This is a genomic window from Streptomyces sp. NPDC101393 (genome assembly GCF_044767385.1).
Taxonomy (GTDB): Bacteria; Actinomycetota; Actinomycetes; order Streptomycetales; family Streptomycetaceae; genus Streptomyces.
The window spans coordinates 177,298-199,022 of sequence record NZ_JBIWNU010000005.1 but is presented as its reverse complement, the minus strand read 5'-3'; the positions used below and the strand labels follow the sequence as shown (position 1 = coordinate 199,022).

Annotated in this window: 20 protein-coding genes; 14 read left to right on the top strand and 6 right to left on the bottom strand. The window is 70.2% G+C overall.

The window, feature by feature from the left end; all coding sequences use genetic code 11:
• The first annotated feature begins 85 nt into the window (after positions 1 to 85).
• Together ACIRQ7_RS17785 and ACIRQ7_RS17780 are read left to right on the top strand one after the other, a co-directional pair.
• Positions 86 to 1,990 (top strand): hypothetical protein, encoded by a 1,905-nt coding sequence (locus ACIRQ7_RS17785; protein ID WP_404263396.1) that lies wholly within the window; start codon positions 86 to 88, stop codon positions 1,988 to 1,990.
• A 1,201-nt stretch (positions 1,991 to 3,191) separates the two neighbouring features.
• The gene (locus ACIRQ7_RS17780; protein ID WP_404263394.1) at positions 3,192 to 3,563 is read left to right on the top strand and encodes a hypothetical protein; all 372 of its coding nucleotides are present in this window, start codon (positions 3,192 to 3,194) and stop codon (positions 3,561 to 3,563) included.
• Positions 3,564 to 4,625: 1,062 nt separating this feature from the next.
• Here ACIRQ7_RS17780 and ACIRQ7_RS17775 read toward each other — a convergent pair.
• Together ACIRQ7_RS17775 and ACIRQ7_RS17770 are read right to left on the bottom strand one after the other, a co-directional pair.
• On the bottom strand, positions 4,626 to 5,249 hold the full coding sequence (locus ACIRQ7_RS17775) for a hypothetical protein (protein WP_404263392.1): 624 nt from the start codon (positions 5,247 to 5,249) through the stop codon (positions 4,626 to 4,628).
• 387 nt (positions 5,250 to 5,636) lie between these two features.
• On the bottom strand, positions 5,637 to 6,320 hold the full coding sequence (locus ACIRQ7_RS17770; protein ID WP_404263390.1) for a PepSY domain-containing protein: 684 nt from the start codon (positions 6,318 to 6,320) through the stop codon (positions 5,637 to 5,639).
• A 1,147-nt stretch (positions 6,321 to 7,467) separates the two neighbouring features.
• On the opposite strand from ACIRQ7_RS17770, the gene ACIRQ7_RS17765 reads away from it, so the two are divergent.
• Positions 7,468 to 7,845, top strand: coding sequence for a LuxR C-terminal-related transcriptional regulator (locus ACIRQ7_RS17765; protein ID WP_401464709.1), 378 nt, complete (start codon positions 7,468 to 7,470; stop codon positions 7,843 to 7,845).
• Between the two features lie 378 nt (positions 7,846 to 8,223).
• On the opposite strand, the gene ACIRQ7_RS17760 is transcribed toward ACIRQ7_RS17765, so the two are convergent.
• Positions 8,224 to 8,565 carry a hypothetical protein gene (locus tag ACIRQ7_RS17760; protein ID WP_404263389.1) on the bottom strand — a complete coding sequence of 114 codons (342 nt, stop codon included), beginning with the start codon at positions 8,563 to 8,565 and terminating at the stop codon, positions 8,224 to 8,226.
• A gap of 262 nt (positions 8,566 to 8,827) precedes the next feature.
• Here ACIRQ7_RS17760 and ACIRQ7_RS17755 point away from each other — a divergent pair, with 262 nt between their 5' ends.
• The 3 genes from ACIRQ7_RS17755 to ACIRQ7_RS17745 all read left to right on the top strand — a co-directional run bounded on the left by ACIRQ7_RS17755 (position 8,828) and on the right by ACIRQ7_RS17745 (position 11,018).
• Positions 8,828 to 9,415, top strand: a complete 588-nt coding sequence (locus ACIRQ7_RS17755) for a phospholipase A2 (RefSeq protein WP_404263387.1) — start codon at positions 8,828 to 8,830, stop codon at positions 9,413 to 9,415.
• Between the two features lie 182 nt (positions 9,416 to 9,597).
• Positions 9,598 to 10,170 carry a DUF1203 domain-containing protein gene (locus ACIRQ7_RS17750; protein ID WP_404263385.1) on the top strand — a complete coding sequence of 191 codons (573 nt, stop codon included), beginning with the start codon at positions 9,598 to 9,600 and terminating at the stop codon, positions 10,168 to 10,170.
• A 203-nt stretch (positions 10,171 to 10,373) separates the two neighbouring features.
• Positions 10,374 to 11,018 (top strand): GNAT family N-acetyltransferase, encoded by a 645-nt coding sequence (locus ACIRQ7_RS17745; RefSeq protein ID WP_404263383.1) that lies wholly within the window; start codon positions 10,374 to 10,376, stop codon positions 11,016 to 11,018.
• A gap of 50 nt (positions 11,019 to 11,068) precedes the next feature.
• On the opposite strand, the gene ACIRQ7_RS17740 is transcribed toward ACIRQ7_RS17745, so the two are convergent.
• Positions 11,069 to 11,839 (bottom strand): SUKH-4 family immunity protein, encoded by a 771-nt coding sequence (locus tag ACIRQ7_RS17740; RefSeq protein ID WP_404263381.1) that lies wholly within the window; start codon positions 11,837 to 11,839, stop codon positions 11,069 to 11,071.
• Between the two features lie 400 nt (positions 11,840 to 12,239).
• On the opposite strand from ACIRQ7_RS17740, the gene ACIRQ7_RS17735 reads away from it, so the two are divergent.
• Entirely contained in the window at positions 12,240 to 13,001 is a 762-nt protein-coding gene (locus ACIRQ7_RS17735; RefSeq protein ID WP_404263379.1) for a class I SAM-dependent methyltransferase, read from the top strand.
• 116 nt (positions 13,002 to 13,117) lie between these two features.
• Here ACIRQ7_RS17735 and ACIRQ7_RS17730 read toward each other — a convergent pair whose 3' ends face one another.
• On the bottom strand, positions 13,118 to 14,059 hold the full coding sequence (locus ACIRQ7_RS17730; protein WP_404263378.1) for a bifunctional DNA primase/polymerase: 942 nt from the start codon (positions 14,057 to 14,059) through the stop codon (positions 13,118 to 13,120).
• 510 nt (positions 14,060 to 14,569) lie between these two features.
• Between ACIRQ7_RS17730 and ACIRQ7_RS17725 the strand changes: the two genes are divergently transcribed.
• The 7 genes from ACIRQ7_RS17725 (at position 14,570) to ACIRQ7_RS17695 (ending at position 20,953) form a co-directional block, all read left to right on the top strand.
• Positions 14,570 to 14,875, top strand: coding sequence for a hypothetical protein (locus ACIRQ7_RS17725; RefSeq protein ID WP_401464730.1), 306 nt, complete (start codon positions 14,570 to 14,572; stop codon positions 14,873 to 14,875).
• Positions 14,876 to 15,151: 276 nt separating this feature from the next.
• Entirely contained in the window at positions 15,152 to 16,381 is a 1,230-nt protein-coding gene (locus ACIRQ7_RS17720) for an acyl-CoA dehydrogenase family protein (RefSeq protein ID WP_404263376.1), read from the top strand.
• Positions 16,378 to 17,412: a bifunctional MaoC family dehydratase N-terminal/OB-fold nucleic acid binding domain-containing protein gene (locus ACIRQ7_RS17715; protein ID WP_404263374.1), complete on the top strand. Its 1,035-nt coding sequence runs from the start codon at positions 16,378 to 16,380 to the stop codon at positions 17,410 to 17,412. Before ACIRQ7_RS17720 ends, ACIRQ7_RS17715 begins: the two co-directional genes overlap by 4 nt.
• Positions 17,412 to 18,551 (top strand): acyl-CoA dehydrogenase family protein, encoded by a 1,140-nt coding sequence (locus ACIRQ7_RS17710; RefSeq protein WP_404263372.1) that lies wholly within the window; start codon positions 17,412 to 17,414, stop codon positions 18,549 to 18,551. Before ACIRQ7_RS17715 ends, ACIRQ7_RS17710 begins: the two co-directional genes overlap by 1 nt.
• On the top strand, positions 18,548 to 19,039 hold the full coding sequence (locus tag ACIRQ7_RS17705) for a MaoC/PaaZ C-terminal domain-containing protein (RefSeq protein ID WP_404263370.1): 492 nt from the start codon (positions 18,548 to 18,550) through the stop codon (positions 19,037 to 19,039). The genes ACIRQ7_RS17710 and ACIRQ7_RS17705 overlap by 4 nt, the downstream gene beginning before the upstream one ends.
• Positions 19,036 to 20,205: a lipid-transfer protein gene (locus tag ACIRQ7_RS17700; protein WP_404263368.1), complete on the top strand. Its 1,170-nt coding sequence runs from the start codon at positions 19,036 to 19,038 to the stop codon at positions 20,203 to 20,205. The genes ACIRQ7_RS17705 and ACIRQ7_RS17700 overlap by 4 nt, the downstream gene beginning before the upstream one ends.
• A gap of 214 nt (positions 20,206 to 20,419) precedes the next feature.
• Complete coding sequence (locus tag ACIRQ7_RS17695) at positions 20,420 to 20,953, top strand: SigE family RNA polymerase sigma factor (protein WP_404263367.1); 534 nt, start codon at positions 20,420 to 20,422, stop codon at positions 20,951 to 20,953.
• A gap of 1 nt (position 20,954) precedes the next feature.
• Here the strand turns inward: ACIRQ7_RS17695 and ACIRQ7_RS17690 are convergent, their stop codons facing one another.
• A complete protein-coding gene (locus tag ACIRQ7_RS17690) occupies positions 20,955 to 21,611 on the bottom strand; it encodes a CatB-related O-acetyltransferase (protein ID WP_404263366.1) in 657 nt (218 codons plus the stop codon).
• Positions 21,612 to 21,725: the final 114 nt, after the last annotated feature.

Genomic DNA, 21,725 nt, shown 5'->3' with positions numbered 1-21,725 from the left:
GCTGTGGGCTCACACTACGACCCCTCAGCGCGCCGCCGACTCTCTCGCCGCACACGGCCTCGCTGTGATTGTCGGGGAGACCGGAATGGGGCGGCGAATCTCCGCCGTCCGCGCGCTGCAGATCTGCCTAGCCGGTCGCTTCGAAGCCACACAGCTCTACAATCTCGCCGCGGACTGGGACGACGACGAAACCCCAGAACGTGAAACGCTGCCAGAGCCGATCCCCGGGCATGGTTACTTGATCGATGCGACGGCCCGTGCGTTGTCCCCATCAGCTGCTCTTGCCCTTACGGCCTGGTCGGAAGAACTCCAAGGGGCCGGCGCCTGTGTGGTGATCACGGTAAACCAACGTGACTGGCGGGGGGACAGCCGGTTCGAAGTGCCGGCAGTGCGGCCGGACGCCATTCAGGTAGCGCGCAACCACCTCGCCGAGCGGCTTGGGAGCCCGGTGCAAGCTGATTGGCTACAGCCGGGGCTGAACCGGCCGGTAAGCCGCAGCCTGTTACGAGGCCCTGCTGCCCCCGACCCCACTGCCGGTTTCTTTTCTGACTTGATCACCCGGACTGTCAGTCCCACCGACGCAATCGCGATCGCTGAACGCCTCCACAGGGTGAAGCCTGAACGCCTCACCAAGGCCGTTGACCAGCTCAACGACAAGCAGAACGAGGCCGACGCTCAACAGCAGGCTGCGCGCGAGATCAGGGCCATCCGGGAAGAGGTGCTGCTATGGACCGACTTCCTCGAAAGCACACTCGCCGAGACAGGTACTCGCGGCCAGGACCGGGTGATGCTCCTGTCCGCTGCCTACCTCGAGGGCGCACCCCTCGAATTGTGCATCAAGGCGGCCGCCGAGTTCGACCCCCGCGACGAGCCAGCTTCCCGGCGATTCCGTGAAGGGCGCAGCCCCCGGCGTCGTATGCGCGATGTGGGCGTGGACGTCACATCCGACGACAAAGCTGCCTTCGAAAGTCGGCCGGGTCTTGCTCTCTCCGCTATCCGCACGGACTGGCACCACTGGGCCCACGAACGCCAAGCAACCAGGGAATGGATCGAGCGGATTACTGCCTCCGGTGGGGCAGCCGAGCACTGGGCTAAACAGGTCGGTGAACGCCTCCTGGAGCTTTCCCGCACTGAGGTGGACCCGCCCTTCTTCGACGTCCTCGATCACTGGACTACAGCCAGCCCTCTGGTCGACCCTCAGCGGATCCGCATCGTCGCTCAACTCCTCACACGTGCTGCCCAAACCGATGAACTTGGCCGAGATACCCACAAGAAGCTGCTGGACTGGGTGACAAGGCCAAAGAAGAACCCGTACCAGCGGGAAGCTGTGGCCCGTGTGTGCAGTGGCAGCTACGGCCAGCGCTGGCCCCACACAGCACTCGTTCGGCTGCGGCATATCCTCGGCCACGATGATGCCGCCACCGAGATCGCGGAGGATGCTCTGGTGGCGCACGCCGCAAGCGGCGGTCGAGGTCTTACCCATGTTGTGGAGACGGTCGAGTCCTGGCTAGTCAAGTACCCCGGCCATCCCGCTGGCCCCCGGGCCTTTCTTGCATTGGCTGACCCTTCCAGGCCCAACAGCGTGTTGACGTCCCTGATCACCATTGCCCAGGCGTCGCCAAACATTCGCGACTTCCTCATCAGCGGCTGGTACACGACCCTGGAGCAGCCGGAGGTGCGCGAGAGGGCGCACCACGTCCTGGTTTCCTGGGCACAAGCGGTCCACGAAGATCGTCTGAGCAGGGACTTCACCTTCGGCGTGCTTACCGACGTACGCAACGCCCATGAACCCGTGGACGCTATGTCTCGCTTCCTTTATGGAAGTCCAGACCACGAAGATCCTGCGCTGATCGCTGCGCGATTCGCGCTGGCCAACCTACGTGCGTGCACCCACACGCAGTGCCCCCGCCCAGATTGCCCCCTCACGCAATCACCGATCACCGACGACGGCGAAAGCAGTGAGGCAGTCCTGGGTGAACCGGAGCATTGAGCCCCTTGCGCCGCGCCCGAAGTTTGCCAAGATCCGCTGGCTCTTGGCACCTGTTACGACCTGGCGAGCCCGCAGGCTTGTCATCACATACGGGCCTCCTATGGATGCACGCACCGCGTGGGCACTCGCTCGATTAGGCAGCCATCCGGAAGAGATCGCACTGGCCATGCACCACCTGCGAGACCCGCGGATGGAGTGAGGTAGTGAGGCCCCGGCGAGGTGGACGAGAATGACGCGATCACGGCTGAGGCTCCGAGGCTGCCGGAGTGGAAGGTGAGTGGGCCGGTCTCAGCTCGCCCGGTGCGCCTACGAGTGGGCTGGAGCCGTATCCCCAGACGAAACCGAGATCCCTCTGGGGCCGGGCGCACTCGCCCGTCAGCCTGTGCGGGCCATGTGCGGGCCAGCAGCGACAGGTTGGCCCGCACCAGATCGATAGGCACAGGTCAGGGTACTGACAGGCCGTACAGCCGGAACGCTCTTGAAAACTGTCGTGGCGGCAACGCCACCGTGGGTTCAAATCCCACAGCCTCCGCAGCAGAACGGCCCCCGACCGGGGAAACCGGGTCGGGGGCCGTTCCTTTTCCTGGTCGCCGTTGATCCGGTGGTGGACCGCTCTTGGCCGCGTGTGGCCGCTCCGTCTGGCACGGATGGGGCACGTACAGGGAGCGATTCGGCCTCGTACGGTGTCGGCCGAAGATGAACCGGCACGTCGCGAAGACGCAGCGCTGCGTGCTCTTCACCGCGTGATCGAGAAGCCTGGCGGACGACGGCGGCCGGCTGCGCCACGTGCCCGTCCGGCCGGGTGCAATACCGCTGCGGGGCGCCACCGTCTCGGTGCAAGCACAGCAACGCGTCCGCGAGGCGGCCGAAGACCTCACCGCCCTCGGAGTGCAGAACGTCGGCGGGGACCGGACACCGGCGTTCGGACGGGCAGGCAAGGGCGCTATCCCCACCGTCGATGACCTGTGCGGACACTGCGCTTCGGGGCAATGTGCGATCGGTCGGACGGCAGTGTGTGGCCGTGCGTCCTGGGTTGGTTCATCGCTGTCGGCAACGTCCGTACTGCCCGCTCGCAAGAGCTGTTGCCCGTGCGCGCCCTGTCCCATCGGTGGGCCACGGCGCCCCTCGGGGAGGGGTATTGGGCGCGGTTACGATCGGCACACCCGCGGGAATCGCTGGACCGAATCGTAGGAGCACGCACATGGCTGATCACGGCGACGACTTCGACTGGTGGCTGGAAGAAGGCGACACCGAAGCCGTCCAGCGGACAGAGGAGGACTGGGACGTGATCGCTCGACATGTGCGCCATGCAGCGAACAAGATCGGCCCGGCTCTGCCGCTCTGTCTGCCCGGAGAACCGCAGGAATGCGGGCGTAGCGCTCAACAGCACGTGCTGGCTTGGTCGGCGGCGGTCAAGGCTGCTGCTCAACACCTCATCGAGCAAGCCGCGCCCTCTCCGGCGCGAGCGGCACATGTAGCGGGGCCGCTGTACGAGAGGCGGCTGGAGGAATTGCGTGAGCAGGACGTCTCTGTCGCCGACTCCTTTATTGGGGACGCGTATCTGACGGCGTGACGACAGAGCGAGTGGGGGAACTCGCTTGGTCGGCAACAGGGACCTGCCCGGCTGTGCGCTACGGCCGGACGGGGCTCTGCTGCAACTTTTGTGATCGCGACTGCGTCCTGGCCGGACTTTGTGAGCAGCCCCTCGGCGCAAGCTCGTCAACGCACCTGAGGGACACGGGGCACTGAGAGTGCAGGATCGCGGCAGTCGTCACCGCGAAGCCGCACCTTTGAACAGCTCGGCTGCCGCGGCGGCTTTCGTCTGGCTTCAAGGCCTTGCCGAATGCGGCGAGTTCGTCGCGTTCGCCGCAGGTTTCCCTGCCGGTCACTCCTTGCACGACCTGGTCGACACGGTTGTCGGTCACCGGCTGGCCGGTGGTATGGAGATGGTCGTGGGCATCCCCGGGGCGGTTGGGGCCTCGCCGGTTCAGAGTGTCGGCGGGTACGGCCAGGAGATCTCCGACGCGCTGATCGAAGTGACGGCCTGGGAGTGGGCGTTCGGCCGCCGCGCCGCGCTGGACGCGGCGGCGTGCGGGCTGGGGCATCGCACCAGCGTCTTGAAGGGCTCCGGCCGGTGGACCCTGTTGACGCTGGATTTCGCCTCGCGGAAGCCGAGCTCAGCGCTCCCCTCACCCAATCTTCAGCGCCGAACTGACCCCGGCCCAGGCCAGGTGGCTGCACGGCGAGGGTGCGCCGCTCAACCAAGTCCCCGACGGCTCGGCGCGGGTGAGTGCGAGCCGGCTGACGTGGCGGGCGAGGGTCGTTCTCGGCGGACGGCTTGCGGAGGGGGTACGGGTCTCGTACCTGCACCACACCCTGGCCGCTGACGAGGGCGGGAGCGCGGCCGCCCGGTTCACCGGAGCTGTCGACGTCGTGGTCCGTCGGGTCCTGGAGCGCACTGGGATGCGTCTCGCTCCAGAGATCGATTTTGTCGGCGACTGGCCTCAATGGCTGGATACTGCGTCCCAGTCCTTGACCGGTGTGGCCGGCTGGTGCCGGTGGGTGAGTGGGCCAGTCCGTTTACGGGTGGGGCGGAGAGAGGCCCACGGGCGCGTGTGGCGCGGGGTGCGGGGGCTTACGGGTGGTACTTCTCCTCGACCGTCTCGGCGGCGCCGGACTTGGTGTCCATGGTGACGCGGACGGTCACGCTGCCGGTCTTCGCGGCCTTTTCCAGCTGGTCCACGGTGCACTTGGCGGTGCCGTAGCCGTCATCGCCGATGGACACGCTGCCGCTGTCGTCGTCGGAGCAGATCGAGGCCGCGCCGAGGACCGTGGTGGCGTTGGCGACGAAGAATGCCTGGTCGGTGCCGCCGCCCTCGGGCTTGACGATCAGCTTGCCGGGCGCGAGGTACTCCAGCGTGCCGACGATGGTGCGGTGGTTACCGGCGTTGGCGGCGCCCCCGCCGGAGGCGGATCCGCTGCCGGCGCCGGCAGCGGACGACGGCGTGGCGGTTTTGCCGCCGCTCTGGCCCTGCGCGCCGGAGTTGCCCGAGGAGGAGCCGCCGCTCGTGGACTGGGACGAGCTCGGGGCGGGCTGGGAGTCGGAGGCGGTCGACGAGTCCGAGGAGCCGGCGGCGCCCGCCGAGCCGGAGTCCGGTCCGCAGGCGGTGGCCCCCAGGCCCAGCGCCGCGGCGGCGAAGATGGCGGTGGCGATGCGGCGGCCGGCGCGGCCGCGGAAGCGGTTGGTGGCGGTGTTCATGGGTACTCCCGTGCTCTGTTCTCTCGTCTCGTTCCCGGACGATCATCAGTTTGCAAGATCGGGTTGGTGTTCCGCTAACGGACGACTAATGCGACGGCGGGAGGCGGGAGGCGGGAGGCAGGAGGCAGGCGGCAGGAGGCGGGCGGCGGATGTCCTGGCGTTGAGGTGTGAGCGGTTGCGACGAATGTCCCTTGGCGCCGGTTGGGCGCGAGAGGTGGGGAGTTGAGCGGTTGGAGCGGTTGGGACGGCTGCGGTGTCCGGGTTCCGGGAGTGCGCGGACGGGGCCTGGAACGGGCGAAGGGGCCGCGTCCGCCGGACAGTGGCGGGCGCGGCCCCTTCGGGCTGCGGGGGGGGGGGGAGCTTCAGGCAGGTGGCCTGGTGCCGTTGTCAGTCGTTGTCGCCGTCGTTGTCGTCCTGGTCGTCCTGGTCGACGTGCTGGTTGAGGACCTTGCCGTTGGCGGCGTCGATGGTGACGTCGTGGTTCTTGTGGTCCTTGCCGAGGACGTCGACCTCCCAGACGGTGGAGCCGTTGCGGTCGTTGTCGTCGAGGCTGTAGGAGACGACGGTGCCGGGGACGGCCTTGAGCGCCTTGGCGGTGGCCTTGTCGTGGCCGATCTTGTCGGCCTTGACCTGGGCCTGGGTCTCGGCGGCGTCCTGGGCGGCGTCGTCGTCGCGGTCGGTGTGCTGGTTGAGGACCTTGCCGTTGCCGGCGTCGATGGTGACGTCGTGGTTCTTGTGATCCTTGCCCAGGACGTCGACCTCCCAGATGAGGGAGCCGTTGCGGTCCGCGGTGTCGACTTCGGCGGACGTGGCGGTGCCGGGAACGGCCTTGAGCGCCTTGGCTGTGGCCTCGGACTGGCTGATCTTGTCGGCCTTGACCTGCGCGCGGTCCTTGGCGGTGTCGTCCAGGTGGCGCTCGTGCTGGGAGAGCTGGACCGAGGAGTGCGGGGTCGGGCCGTCGTCGTCCGCGAAGGCGGTCGCGGCACCCGTGCTGCCGATCAGTGCGACGGCGGCGGCCGTGGCGAGGACGATGGCGCGGGGGGTGAGCGTGCGCTTGGCGGTGGCCTTCATGGGAGCGTTCCTCCGGATTGTGTCGCGGTTTCGTTCCGTCGGCCGGGCCCCTGTCGCGCCCTTCCGACATTCACCACAGTGCCGAACCGAACCTGAACACAGCCTGAAGTCCTGAAGCGCTCTTCAGGTTCGGTTGGGGAGGGGTGGGGGACCCCCTCCGTCCGAGGGGGGTCCCCCACCCGGAATCCTCGCGGGCGGCGGGCGGCGGGCGGCGGGCGGCGGGCGGCGGGTGGCGGGCGTGTGTCGGTGCGTCCGGGTGCCCGGGCACCCGAGTGCCCGGGTGTCCGGGTGTCCAGGGGGTTGGAAGGGAGCGTGAGGCGGAGGGGTGATCGGGCATGGCCCAGGGCGAGTTGGTGAGGTCGGCCGTGGGAAACGGCAAGGCCGTCGTGCTCGACGTCTGGGGGCTCGACGTGCGGTCCATGTGTGGCCGAGGCGCCCGACTTCGCCGCTGTCGCGATGGATACCTAGGCCAACGGCGTCCGGTTCGTCGGCATCAATAGAGCCTCCCCACCGCCACCGCCACCGCCATCGCCATTGACGGGCAAGGGCCGGACTGCTGCCCGTTCGCTGGGGACGCTCGCCGGGGCGATCTGCGGAAGCGGAGGGCGATCTGCGGAAGATGATCGCGCCGTTGATCGCCGAGAAGTGAGCTGGTCGGGAGCGGGGTTTCGGGTGCCGGCCGGCGCTTCCGTGCGGGCTGCTGATTGTCAGTGGTCGCTGGGAGACTTGGCGGTATGAGGGGAAGGGGCGGCGGGCCTCGCGTCGGGAGTAGAAGAGTGCAGGTCAGAGGATGCCTGAGGGCGCTCTCGCGGGCTGCGCTCAGCCTAGGTACGGGTACTCATGTGTGAGCGTTTGGGGGAATGCCAGGGTGGGGTGAACGAGGCGTGATCCAGGGGCATTTGGGCCCGCGACCGCCCAGCGCGGGTTGCTGGGGGCCGAAGTGCCGTTCTGGATCGTGCCCAGTCGTATGCGGGTGGTGGAGACCGCGCTCACGCCGGAAACGGTCGGTGAGTGGCCGCCCCCGTGCGATCAGCTGCGGCTGTTCGCGGGCCTGGTCCGCGGCCACGGGACCGAGCCTGCGGCAGGCCGCTGAGTGGTGCCCGTTCAGACGGCTGTTGCCGGGGCCGGGCTCGGATTAGGGGGAAAGATGACCGTGTCCTTGCGTGAAAAGCCTGCTGCGCTCTGTCCGTACGAGGAGCGTGGCGGTGGTCCGCTCGAAGGTCCGGTGGACTTGGCGCAGTTGACCGATCGCGAGCGGCAGGTGCTGCTGCTGCTCGGCGGCGGTCTGTCCAATGGCGAGCTGGCGCGGCGGCTGCGGATTTCTGAGCGTACGGTCAAGGCGCATATCTCGCGCATATTGATGAAGATAGGTCAGAGCTCGCGGTTGCAGGCGGCGATGGTCTCCGCGCTGAACCACCATCTGCTGTGTCCGTCAGCTGGGTGCCGGTGGCATCTGATGGCCGTGCAGGAGTCGTCATCGGATGAGGTGGACTGGGCGGCCCAGGCGGTGCCTGACCATCCTTGAAGAACCGCCCGTGATCGAACGCTCGTGACCGACCACCTGTGATGCACCGCCTGTGAGGGACCACGGGTGAGGGGCCGCCTGTGGTCGACCGCCTGTGAAGGGCCAGGGGTGATCGACGGCACGTGGCGACTCGCCCGTCGCGAAGCGGCTGATCGTCCCTGGTGGAGCGTGGGCGGCTGACCGACTGGCTGACCGACTGGCTGGCTGACCGACTGGGTGAGCGCCGGTGGAGTGCCGGTCGTGGTCGGGCAGGGCGGAATGCCGGCCGCGGTGATCCCGGACCGGTGGCCATCGCGCGAACGGGCCCGCCGCACGGGGGCGTGCGGCGGGCCCGTCGTCGTTCGTCCCCGCCCTTGGTCAGGGGGCGGGTGCGGTGCCCTACTGGACGCCGCCGAACGCTTTCTTCCCCTTCTTCGGGTAGCTGAAGGTGAAGTAATAGTTGCCGGCCGAGAGCTTCTTGTAATTCGCCATCCACGACCCGCCGTTGTCCTTGCCCTTGAGCGTCTGGATCAGCGGGTCCTTGCCCTTGACCTTCTTGTAGAGCCTTGCACTGAACGTGGTCTTCCCGTTGCCGGTGATACCGATGTGCAGGAAGTGCTTTCCCTTGGAGACGTGGCCGGCCTTGGACGTCTGCGTCTTCCCGCTCGTCGTCCACTTGGTCTGCCAGGCGAACGCGTCAGCGGCGCTGCCGAGGCCCAGAGCGACCACCATGGCGGCCACCGCAGCCGCCTTCGAAGCCTTATGAGCCTTCAAGGAACCCCCACAGCTAGAAATGCGCCACGGTGTATCACCCCGTGCGAGCCGGGTCGGTCATACCGCGGACCCATGGCCAACATAAAGGGCATTGTCCTCCCCGTGCGACGTCCTTGAGGGAGGTGTACCAAAGGGCAAGTCTCAAGGTTCAATACCGCGAAACCCCTGCCATTCGTACGCTCTTATCCCTTACGGGCTCGACTTACGAGATCGACGAAAGGCAGCACGAATGCGCATATCACGCGCCACCTTTGCCTCGGTTGCCGGAGCGGGGATCATCACGGTCGCGGCAGCGGCTCCGGCCCTGGCGTCGAGCCTCGCGGGTGGTACGGCACCGGACCGCGCGCCGTCCGTCCGCAGCACCCAAGCCGTCCAGGCCACCCAAGCTGCCCACGCCGCCGACCACGGCCGTACCGCAGTGGCGGGGCCGAGCAAGAAGGCCAAGCTCAAGCGTCTGTATCCGATGACTCGCTCCTCCTCCCGGAGTGCCGGCGACTGGCGCTTGCTGCGTGCCCAGCAGAAGTCAGGCAACAATCCCTACGGATTCATCTGGACAACCGACTACTGCACGCGGCTGGCCGACAAGCCCGGTGGATTCAATTTCAAGCTCTCCTGTGCACGACACGACTTCGGATACCGCAATGACAAGGCACTGATTGGCAAGACGGCGTTCAAGGGCTCCACCCACGAGCGGCGTATCGATAAGGCCTTTCTGTTCGATATGAAGCAGCAGTGCCATACGCAGTCCGGCAAAACGGAAAAGCAGCGTGCGAAGTGCCTGAAGACTGCCAAGGCCTACTACGAACGAGTCAGTTAAGGTGCCGGCGGGGTGCCGCTGAGCCCTGACGAGGCAGTGCAGTACATCGCTGACCAGTGGTGAGCCGTGCAGTGCAGTGCAGTGCAGAGCAGAGCAGTCAAAACGTGAATTCTGGGGCGCGTTGACCTGGGCGTCCGAATTCCGCCAGCGGGGGGAGGGGCGGGGCGTCGACGCTGGGGGGCATGACTGCATACGTACCTCTCCCCATCCCGCCCGCCGCGCTCAAGGAACTCCGCGACGTCGATGACGCCGGGCGGGCAATGCGGCCGTATACCGCGCGTGAGGACGGCATTCCCGTCGATTGCGTGGGCAGCCCGCTGCGCTGCTGCCTGCGGTCCATCGAGGCCGGTGAGCGGGTCGCGCTCGTCTCGTACGCGCCGCTGCGGCGCTGGGCGGCGGCGGCCGGTGCGGAGCCCGGGGCCTATGACGAAGCGGGGCCGGTGTTCCTGCACGCCGATGAATGCGAGAAGCCGTGGGGAGGCCGGGACGGCGGGGGCGGCAGGGATACCCGGGATGGTCAGGGAAATCCGTCGGCGCAGGGATATCCCTTCGCCCGGCCGGGGGCGCTGCGTACGCTCCGCCGGTACAACGCCGAGGGCCACATCGTCGGCGGGCGGCTCTTCGAGATCCCCGTCGACGCCAAGGCGGGGTTCGACCGGGCCTTGGGGGAAGCGTTTGCCGACCCGGAGGTGGCTCTGGTGCATGTGCGGGCCGTGGAGTACGGCTGCTTCCAGTTCGAGGTGCGTCGGCCGTAGGGCGTGATCTTCGGGTGGTGGGATGCGGCGCACGCTCGTCGGCGGCCGGTGTCCTGCCCGGGGGTCGGTCGGCTGCTTGTGCTTGGACCCCGCGGCCCTTGCCTCGCGCTCTCGGCGGCGGGGTTGGTGCTGGTCAGGGCAGTACGGTGGTGGGGGGGAAGAAGACGGGGAGCGGGCGCGAGGGCGCGTGCGGGAGGTGGGCAGTGGGTGCGAAGGCGTTCCGCAGGGCGGGGCGGAGGAGCAAGGCGGCGCTGCCGGTAGTGATCCGTCGGGCGCATGCACGGGATGCCAAGCGGCTCACGCGGCTGGTGCGGGGTTCCAGTGCCTACGAGGGGCCCTTCGCGGCGATGGTCGACGGGTATCGGGTGGGCCCCGACTACATCGAGGCGCACCGAGTCTTCGTGGCGGTTGAGGGGGTTGAGGGGGTTGAGGCCGGTGCCGGTGCCGGTGCCGGTGCCGGTGCCGGTGGTGAGGGTGAGGGCTACGGCTACGGCGACGGTCGTGGGGACGGCCACGATGCGGATGGCGGCGCGGGCGGCGGTGTGGTGCTCGGGTTTTATGCGCTCGTCGTGGAATCTGCCGAGTTGGATCTGATGTTCGTCGCGGACGCGGCCCAGGGGCGTGGCATCGGTCGGCTGCTCATCGAGCATATGAAGGGCGAGGCACGGAGCGCCGGGCTCGATGCCGTACGGATCGTCTCGCACCCGCCGTCGGAGGGCTTCTACCGGAGTGTGGGGGCGCTGCGCACCGGCACGCTGGCGGCGGCTCCCCCCGTCGTGATGTGGGACCGTCCTGAGCTCACGCTCCCGGTGACGGAGCGGGCCGACGGCGGTACGTCGACGGGCTGAGCAGCGGCACCAGCACCAGCACCAGCACCAGTACCGGCAGCGACGGAGGCCTAGCGGTCCGGGTCTCCGTACTCCTCGTCGAGGGTCTCGAAGATGTTCTCCCAGAGGTCGGTCGGCTCGGGGTCGCCGTCGAACTCGGCGATGAGGGTGCGGAACTCCCGCAGGGCGGCCCGGGAGTCGGCGCCGGTCAGGGCGTCTTCGTGGAGCGCCAGCAGCCCCAGTGCGCCGGCCAGCTCGGGCAGGGAGCGGGCGGCGTATCCGTCGTAACCAGCCGCGTGGTCCCAGCCGTTGGGGTCGTAGAGGCTGATGCTGCCGGTGTCGCCCATCATCATGAGGTAGCTGCCGTATTGCTCGCCCATGCGGTAGGCGTAGCGCTCCGGAGGGGAGTCGTCATCCGGGTAGCGCTCGCCGAAGAGCTCGGCGGGATCCGCCTCCCACATGCCTTCCTTGAACAGGTCCGTGGTGTCGACGGAGGCGAAGTCGAGGCGCACGGCCGGGAAGCCGACGGTGGTGAGGAACCTCCGCGCTTCCTTGTCCTCCAGGCGCGCGGGGAGCTCGTCATCGGTGGGCCGCCAGAGCGATCCCGCCCCGAAGATGGACTCCAGCCATGCGGCCGTCGGCTCCTTGGCCGCGGCCGGCAGGGAGGAGCGGTGCGGGCGCCGCTGCGAGGCGAAGCTCTCACGGTCCGGGATGTCCTGCGCCGACCACTGCGAGGGTGCGTCGATCACGGTCTGGGCGGGGGCGTGCAGCGGCTCGAGGAAATGGACGGGTGGTGGGGCCTGGCGTCGGTGGTGCGGTGAGTCGCGGAACTGATCGGTCATGGGCTCTCCCCAGGCCTTGCCTGCGCGGCGCGATGTGTGGTGACGGCCGCTCAGCTATCCGTTCGGCTGCCGGTCAAGTGCCAGTCAAGCGCATGGCACTGACAATCGACCGACCGGGCTTGGTCCTGGGACGACCGGGCTTGGTCCTCGGCCGACCGGGCCTGGTCCTGGGACGACCGGGCTTGGTCCTCGGCCGCCCATCCCCGTCAGCCCCATCCCCGTCAGCCCCATCCCCGCCGGCCCCTCGCCACGCGCTCAGCCCCCGCTGCCGGCCCTCTCCCTTCCCCTCCCCTCCCTCCCTGCCGGGCCTGGTCGTCTGCTTCTGTGGGTGGGGAGCTGTGGGTGGGGAGGGGGAGCTAAATCGTTGGCGTGGAGTGAGTTTTGCCGTGATTATGCAGGTATGACGCGAAGTTTTGATGATCTGGTGGACGAGGCCGATGCCGTATCGGTGGACGGCTGGGACTTCTCCTGGCTGGAGGGACGGGCCACGGAGGAGCGGCCCTCGTGGGGGTATCAGCGGACGATGAGTGCGCGGCTGGCGGAGGCGTCGGCGGCGCTGGATGTCCAGACGGGTGGCGGCGAGGTGCTCGCCGGGGCGGCGAAGCTGCCGCGGCTGATGGTCGCCACGGAGTCCTGGCCGCCGAACGTCGCGAAGGCCACGCAGCTGCTGCATCCCCGCGGCGCGGTCGTGGTGGCCGACGCGGACGAGCCGCCGCTGCCGTTCGCCGACGACGCCTTCGACCTCGTGACCAGCCGCCACCCGGTGACCGTGTGGTGGTCGGAGATTGCCCGGGTGCTGCGCCCGGGGGGCAGGTACTTCTCCCAACAGGTGGGTCCGGCCAGCGTGTTCGAGCTGGTTGAGTACTTCCTCGGACCGCAGCCGGAGCAGGTGCGGCGGGCCCGTCACCCCGAGGACGCCCGCAGGGAGGCGGAAGCGGCCGGCCTGGAGGTGGTGGATCTGCGAGCGGAGTCGCTGCGCACCGAGTTCTTCGACGTCGGGGCGGTCGTCTACTTCCTGCGGAAGGTGATCTGGATGGTGCCCGGATTCACCGTCGAGCAATACCGGGACCGTTTGCGGGAGTTGGACGCTTTGATTCGCGAGCGCGGATCCTTTGTCGCGCAGACGACCCGCTTCCTGATCGAGGCGCGCAAGACCGGCTGAACGAGGTCGGCGGCCCAGGGTCTGTCGTGTGGATCATGCCGGGCTCGCGGGGTGATCCACACGACAGACCCTCGCTGTCCCGGGCACCGCGCCGGCCTCGCCGTCCCCGGCCGCCCTCACCGGCGCGGAGCCGTGGCGCGTAGGGCTGCCGAACTGATCGTCGCTCGGGCTTCCCGTTCCGACAGGCCGGTGTGGCGGGCGGCCGCGGTGAGCCGTGCCGCGAGCTCCTGCCCCAGACCGGATTCGTACGCGCGGCAGGCTGCCCAGAAGAGCCGGGCGTTGCGCTGGCCGACGGGGGAGGTGCGGACGAAGTGTACGAGGGCCGGGGCGGGGTGGGGCGACGTGGTGGAAGCCGCGCCCCGGGCCGGGGTGTGCGGTGGGGGCGTGAGGAGGGCGAGCAGGGCGCGCGGTGCGGGGGCGGGCCGGGGCGGTGAGCCGGGGGCGAGGGTGTAGCGGCCGCGGGAGGTGAGCGATCCGGGGCCGATCAGATAGCCGCCGGCGCTCCGGATGTCGATGCCCGGGGCGAGGCGGCCCACCGAATTGGGGACGGGCGGCGCCGGTGGGGACGGCGGGCCGGTCAGCCAGAGGTGGCGGCCGCCGCTGGGGGTGAGGACCGTGACGGTCGGCGGCAGCGGGAAGCGGTGTTGCCCGGCGAGGAGCCGGAGGGCGGTCAGTGCGTCGGCGCCGTTCTTGACGTCCAGGTCGATGCCGATGAGGTGGTGCGGCGGCAGCCCGCAGGCGATGCCGTAGCCGGTGGCCCAGGGGGCGGCGGCGAAGAGGCGGCGGACGCCGAGAGGGTCGCTGGTCGCGTCGTGCACGCCGTGGCCGATGCGGCCGCAGGCGCCGCGGCAGGGCGGGGCCTCGGGGTGCCCGCGGTGCGGGGAACGGACCGCGGGGAGCTTGGCGCGGGTCAACGGGAGGACGGCGTAGCCGCGTTCGGCGGCGGCGAGTGCGTGGCCCAGGACGGTGGTGTGCGGGTCGAGGTCGCGTGCGGTGGTGTGCGGGTCGGTGCGGGGTGTGGCGGTGGGTGGTTCGGCATGGCTTCGGGGCGTGGCCATACGTTCATTTTCGTACAGATGTTCGACAAAAGGAAGAGGGGAGGGGGGTGGGGTGGAGGAGTCCCGGAGGGGCGGGCCGGGAGCCGGAGGGGCCTGGGGTGCCTGGGGTGCAGGGGGTGGTGCTCGCTTCGCGGTGGTCGGGGGCGGCGCGGCTCCCGGTCGGCGTGGTCGGAAGTGCGAGGGCGCCAAGGGGGGCGCGAAAGGGGGCGCCGGGGCGTGGGTTCGGGTTTACCCGGGGTTCCTCATGCTTGCGAGGGAATCGACCCTTCGGCACGTATTTGCCGGGGATTCGTTGGGCAATCCTGAGTTCGCGACGCCGAGAGAGGAAGCACCAGGGGGCGGGCATCCGTCAACTGCCAAGCATTGGGGAGGAGTTCGGCCAGGCGGTTGCTGGGCTTCCACAGCATTCGCACTCTCCGCAAGCTCCACAGGGGCCCCGACAGGCCCGGCGATTGTGTGGAGTCGGCAGATCCAGAACGTGTTCCGTTGGTTTCCGTAGGAGGAAGAAACATGGCACGCACCCGTATTGCCCGCGTCATTGCCGTCGCCGCCGCACTGCCGTTCGCGGCCGCACTCTGCGTCGGCGTGGCGCAGGCGGACAACGGTGGCTTCGCGAGCAACGGATCGAGCGCGGCGTCGACAAGCCAGTCGGGCACCGGCGTCGGCGGCAGCAACCACGGCAACTCGACCACCACCCAGCAGGTGGCCAATGGGCCGGGCGCGTCGAACAAGAACAACACGGCGAGCGTGAACGGCTCCGGCTTCACGCACATCGACCAGGACGAGACCACCGTCAACTTCACCCACCTCTGGTGACGTACCCCGCCGCATGGGGAGCGGTGGTGGAACGGCCATCGGCCGACAGGTGACCGGTAGCTGATCGACGGATGGGGGTGGGATTCGAGGCACGGCGTGGGGGCGTTGGGGCGCTCTGGGGTTCACCGCGCCGGCCTTGACAGCGCGAGGGTTTCTGACGGACAGTCAGAAACCCTCGCGCTCGTTCGTGCGCCCGGGACGTCTCCCGAAGTCGTGTACCCGGGACGTCCCGTTCGTGCGCACGGGACGGACCCCGCAGAAGGGTAGGCCGCTGACGTGCACCTCGCCCCCACCGCGCGCCAGCAGCGGTTGCGCAGCGAACTCCGTGCATACTTCCGGGAGTTGCTACCGCACGGGCCGATCAAGGGAGCCGCCGGACAGCGTGCGCTGCTCCGCCGGATCGGCGCCGACGGCATGCTGGGGCTGGGCTGGCCGACGGAGTACGGAGGCCAGGGGCGCGGCCCCGACGAGCAGTTCGTGTTCTTCGACGAGGCGTACCGCGCGGGCGCGCCGGTCTCGATGGTCACCCTCAACACCGTCGGCCCGACGCTGATGAAATACGGGACCCGGCGGCAGAAGGACTACTTCCTGCCGCGCATCCTCAGCGGCGACCTCGTCTTCGCGATCGGCTACACGGAGCCGGACGCCGGCACCGACCTCGCCTCGCTCCGTACCCGGGCGGTGAGGGTGGCGGGTGGCGAGGGGAGGAGCGACGGCCGGGGGGCGGGGGGCGGCCGGGCGGTGGGGGATGCCGCGGGGGCGGAGGCCGACTGGCTGGTGGACGGCAGCAAGAGTTTCACCAGCAACGCCCAGCAGGCGGACTGGATCTGGCTGGCCTGCCGCACCGATCCCGAGGCGCCGAAACACCGGGGCATCTCGATCCTCCTCGTGCCGACCGACGCGCCGGGCTTCTCGTGGACCCCGATCGAGACGGTCGGCGGGCTGACCACCACGGCGACGTATTACGACGGCATCCGCGTCCCGGCCGGGAACCTCGTCGGCGAGGAGAACGCCGGCTGGGGGCTGATCACCAACCAGCTCAACCACGAGCGGGTCGCCCTCGCCGCCCTCGGCATGCAGGCGGAGGACGCCCTCGACGCGGCGCTCGCGTACGCCCGCACCCCGGACCCGGAAACCGGCGAGCGGGCCGCGGACCAGGCGTGGGTACGGTCCCGGCTCGCCGAGGCGCACGCCCGGCTGGCCGCCACCCGGCTGCTGAACTGGCGGCTGGTCGGCGACGTGGGCGCCGGGACGCTCAGCCCCGGCGATGCCGCCGGCGTGAAGTTCGCCGGGACGGAGAGCACCGTCGAGGTCTACCGGATGTGCCAGGAGGTGATCGGCGACGCCGCCCTCGTACGGGCCGCCTCCCCGGGCGCCTTCGGGGACGGCGAGGTGGAGCGGATGAACCGTGCGGCGCAGATCAACACCTTCGGGGGCGGCGTGAGCGAGGTCCAGCGGGAGATCGTGGCGACGATGCGACTGGGGATGCGGAGGGGACGCCGGTGAACGGGCAGCAGCGGGGCGAGGAGGTGTCGGGGCGGCGGCTGTACGAGCGGCTGAAGGCCTTCGAGGGGCGGGCCGCGGCCACCGAGGGCGTGGCGAAGGACGCCGTCAACGAGCCGATGATCAGGCACTGGTGCGAGGCGATGGGCGACACCCACCCCGCTTACCGGGGCGCACAGGCCGTCGCGCCGCCGACGATGCTGCAGGCCTGGACGATGGGCGGGCTGTCCGGCCACACCGACCGCTCGGGGGCGCACGACGAGCTGTTCGGCCTGCTGGACGGCGCCGGCTACACCTCCGTCGTCGCCACCGACTGCGAGCAGGAGTATCTCCGGCCGCTGCGCCCGGGGGACCGGGTGACCTTCGACGCGGTCATCGAATCGGTGTCGGAACGCAAGACCACCAAACTGGGGACGGGGCACTTCGTCACCACGCGGATGGACATACGGGTGGCGGGGGAGCCGGTCGGTACGCACCGCTTCCGGATCCTCAAGTATGCGCCCGCGCGGCGGAGTTCAGCGGACGGTCGACTGTCGGACCCCTCTTCGCCGTCCCCCTCGCGCGCCCCGCTGGACGCTCCGTCGGAGGGCGCCGCGGCACCTCCCCGGCCGCCCGCGGAACGCCGCCCGCGTCCGGTCGTCAACCGGGACAACGCCGGGTTCTGGGCGGGCGTCGCCGCCCGCCGCCTGCTGATCCAGCGCTGTACGCGCTGCGCGGTACTGCGCTTTCCCTGGCTTCCGGGCTGCAACGGCTGCGGCTGCGCCGCATGGGACACCGTCGAGGCGAGCGGCGCCGGGACGGTCTATTCGTATGTCGTGATGCACCATCCGCCCTTCCCGGCCTTCGACCCTCCCTACGCGGTCGGCCTGATCGAGCTCGCCGAAGGGGTGCGGATGGTCAGCGAGGTGGTCGGGGTGCCGTACGACGAGGTGCGGATCGGGATGCCCGTGCGGCTCGAATTCCAGCAGGTGGACGAGGAGTTGCTGCTGCCCGTCTTCCGGGCCGGGGCCGGCGGCGAAGGGGGCGCGGGCTGATGGACTTCACCCCCACTCAGGAGCAGCGGGCCGCGAGCGGGCTGGCGGCGGAGATCTGCGCCGACCTGTCCACGCCCGAGCGGCTGGCCGCACTGGGCCCGGCGGCCGCCGACACCGAGCTGTGGAAGGCACTGTGCGCGGCCGGGCTGCCGGGTGCCGTCGAGGACATCGGGCTGCTGGGACTGGTCCTGTTGCTGGAGGAGCAGGGCCGTACGACCGCGCAGGTGCCGCTCGTCGCCACCTGCGCCTTCGGCCTGCTGCCCCTCGCCGCGCACGGCACCGCCGACCAGCGCGAACGGCTGCTGCCGGGCCTGCGGGAGGGGACGGAGGTGGCGACCGGCGCGTTCGGGCGGGGCGGCGGGCCGCCGGGAGTGCGGGAGACGGCCCCGCCGGGTGCGGGAGCGCCCGCCGGCCGGGCCCGGCTGACCGGGACGGTCCCCCTCGTCCCCTGGTTGTGCGAGGCCACGCTGGTGCTGGTCCCGGATGCCGGGCGCCGGCTGTGGCTCGTACGGGCCGGTGACCCGGGCGTCGGGGTCGAACCGGTGGCGACGACGGCGCCCTGGTCGGCGGGCCGGCTGACCCTCGACGCGGCCCCGGCCGAGCCGCTGGGCGGCGGGGCCGGCAGGTCCGGCGGGCCCGGTGGCGAAGCCCGCATGTCCTCGCCCCCTTACGACGACGTCCTGGCCACCGCCCGCACCGCCTTCGCCGGTCTCCAGGCGGGGGTCTGCGCGGGCACGCTCGCCCGCGCCGTCCGGTACACCTCCGAGCGGCAGCAGTTCGGCCGTCCGCTCTCCGCCAACCAGGGCGTGCTGCTGCGTGCCGCCGACGCCCATATGGACACCGAGGCGATCCGGGTCACCACCTACGAAGCAGCCTGGCGGCGTGACGCGGGCCTGGACGCCGCGCCGCATGCGCTGACCGCCGCCTGGTGGGCGGCCGAGGCGGGCACGCGCGTGGTGCACACCGGCCAGCATCTGCACGGCGGGATCGGCGCCGACGTCGAACACCCCGTCCACCGGCACTTCCTGTGGGGCAGGCAACTCGCCGCGTATCTCGGTGGCGGTGCGCAACTCCTCGATGAGCTGGGCCGGTTGCTCGCCCGGGATGAGTCCGCGAACGAGAAGGAGGCGACCGTATGAAGACCGGCGATCAGCTGCCCGCGCTCAGCATCCCGATCACCCGCACCCTGATCGTCGCCGGGGCGGTCGCCTCGCGCGACTACCAGGACGTGCACCATGACGCCGAGGCCGCCAGGGAAAAGGGCTCCCCCGACATCTTCATGAACATCCTCACGACGAACGGCCTCGTCGGCCGCTACCTCACCGACCACTTCGGCCCGCACAGCGTCCTCCGCAAGGTCGCCATCCGGCTCGGTGCGCCCAACTACCCGGGAGACACCATGGTGTTGACGGGGGAGATCGCCGCGGTCGGCCCTGCCGACCAGGACCACGGCACGACGGTGGAGGTACGCGTCACCGGCGCCAACGGCATCGGCCACCACGTCACCGGGACGGTCACCGTGACCGTCCCGGCGGCGGAGGGCGCACCCGCACCGGGGGCCGCCCCCGCCTCGGAGTCCGCCCCCGCCGCCGCGGAGGGCGTGCCCGCCCGGGAGGGTGCCGTATGAGCGTGCACCGTTCCGATTCCCTGGGCGGCCGGGCCGCCATCGTCGGCATCGGCGCCACCGAGTTCTCCAAGGACTCCGGGCGCAGCGAGCTGAAACTCGCCGTCGAGGCCGTGCACGCGGCCCTCGACGACGCGGGCCTGTCCACGGCCGACGTCGACGGCATGGTCACCTTCACCATGGACACCAGCCCCGAGATCACCGTGGCCCAGGCGGCCGGTATCGGCGAGCTGTCCTTCTTCTCCCGCGTCCACTACGGCGGCGGCGCGGCCTGCGCCACCGTGCAGCAGGCGGCCCTGGCCGTCGCCTCCGGCCTCGCCGAAGTCGTCGTCTGCTACCGGGCGTTCAACGAGCGTTCCGGCCGCCGCTTCGGCTCCGGAGTGCAGCGGCGGGAGCCGTCCGCCGAGGGCGCGGCACTCGGCTGGAACCTCCCCTACGGGCTGCTCACCCCGGCCTCCTGGGTGGCCATGGCCGCCCGGCGCTACCTCCACACGTACGGGCTGACCCCCGAGGCCTTCGGGCATGTCGCCGTCACCGACCGCCGGCACGCGGCCCGCAACCCCGCCGCCTACTTCTACGGCAAGCCCATCACCCTCGCCGATCACGCGGCTTCCCGCTGGATCGCCGAACCCCTGCGGCTGCTGGATTGCTGCCAGGAGACGGACGGCGGCCAGGCGATCGTCGTGACGACCGCCGAACGGGCCCGTGACCTGCGCCGACCGCCTGCCGTGATCACCGCGGCCGCGCAGGGGGCGGGCCGCGCCCAGGAGCAGATGACCAGCTTCTACCGTGACGATCTGACCGGCCTGCCCGAGATGAACGTGGTCGCCCGGCAGCTCTGGCGCACGGCGGCGCTCACGCCCGCCGAGATCGACGTCGCCATCCTCTACGACCACTTCACGCCGTTCGTGCTGATGCAGCTGGAGGAGTTCGGCTTCTGCGGGCCCGGCGAGGCCGCCGGCTTCACCGCCGCGGACACGCTGCCGCTGAACACCCACGGCGGCCAGCTCGGCGAGGCCTATCTGCACGGCATGAACGGCATCGCCGAAGCGGTGCGCCAGCTGCGCGGCACCTCGGTCAACCAGACCCCGGACGCCGCCCGTGTCCTGGTCACCGCGGGCACCGGCGTCCCCACCTCGGGCCTGATCCTCGGCAGGGACGACGGTTAGGCCACCGGACAGCGACCAGGCCGCCACCGGGGCGTGACCGGCCCCCCGCCGCCCGCCGGGGAATCCGCTCTCCGGGGGCGGGCCTCAGGGACACCCCCTACCCCTGTCCGCCCTGAGGAGGTGGGGTCAGCACCCCCCGTACAACTTGAGGCGGAGAGCGCTTCGGCACCTTGGGCCGATCCCCGCGACCCACCCTCGCTTCTAGCGTGGAGATATGACCACGCCAGTGTGCACAAGCGCTTCGAGCCCCGCTGTGTTCCCGTCGTTCTCGTCCTATGTACGGGCCCGGGGGCCGGTGCTGCTGCGCACCGCGCGGTCGCTCACCGCGAATCCCAACGACGCGGAAGACCTGCTGCAGACCGCGCTCACCAAGACGTACGTCGCCTGGGAGCGCATCGAGGACCACCGCGCCCTGGACGGCTACGTCCGCCGTGCGCTGATCAACACCCGCACGTCCCAGTGGCGCAAGCGCAAGGTCGAGGAGTTCGCCTGCGACGAGCTGCCCGAGCCGGACCCGCTGCCCGCCCCGGACCCCGCCGAGCTGGAGGGCCTGCGGGACGCGATGTGGCGGGCCGTGATGCGGCTGCCCCCCAGACAGCGGGCGATGGTCGTGCTCAGGTATTACGAGGACCTGAGCGAGGCCCGGACCGCCGAGGTCATGGAGGTCTCCGTCGGCACGGTCAAGAGCGCCGTCTCGCGCGCCCTGGCCAAGCTCCGGGAGGATCCGGAGCTGGGCCTGTCGGCCTGACTCACGCGCGAAGAGCCCGGCCGGCCGCTTCGAGGTCGTCGATGCTCCCGGACATGACCGTCCGTACGTGCCAGGTGAGGTGCTCGGCAGGCCAGTCCCACCATGCGACGGCCAGCAGGCGGGCGATGTCCGCGTCGCTGTAGCGGGTGCGGAGGAGCTTGGCCGGATTGCCGCCCACGATGCCGTAGTCCGGCACGTCATCGACCACGACGGCCCCTGACGCGATCACCGCGCCGTGCCCGATCCGTACGCCCGGCATCACCATCGCCCGGTAGCCGAACCACACGTCGTTGCCGACCACGGTGTCGCCCCGGCCGGGCAGCCCGCTGATCAGGTCGAAGTGGTCGGCCCAGGACCCGCCCATGATCGGGAACGGGAAGGTCGACGGCCCGTCCATCCGGTGGTTGGCGCCGTTCATGAGGAACCGCACGCCCTCGCCCAGCGCGCAGAACTTCCCGATGACCAGCTTCTCCGGCCCGTAGTGATAGAGCACGTTCCGCGTCTCGAACGCCGTCGCGTCCTCCGGGTCGTCGTAGTACGAGTACTCCCCGACCTCGATCAGCGGCGAGGTCACCAGCGGCTTCAGCAGCACCACCCGCGGCTGATCGGGCATCGGGTGCACGACGGTCGGGTCAGCGGGGATCATCGCCTCATCCATTCCATGAAAGGTCGCTCGGCCTGCACTCGGGTACGCGACGCTCTCCGCCCCAAGGATGGGGCCGGAGGCGAGTGGAGGGGCGCCGGTCGGCTGCGCGTCACGGATAGGGATGGT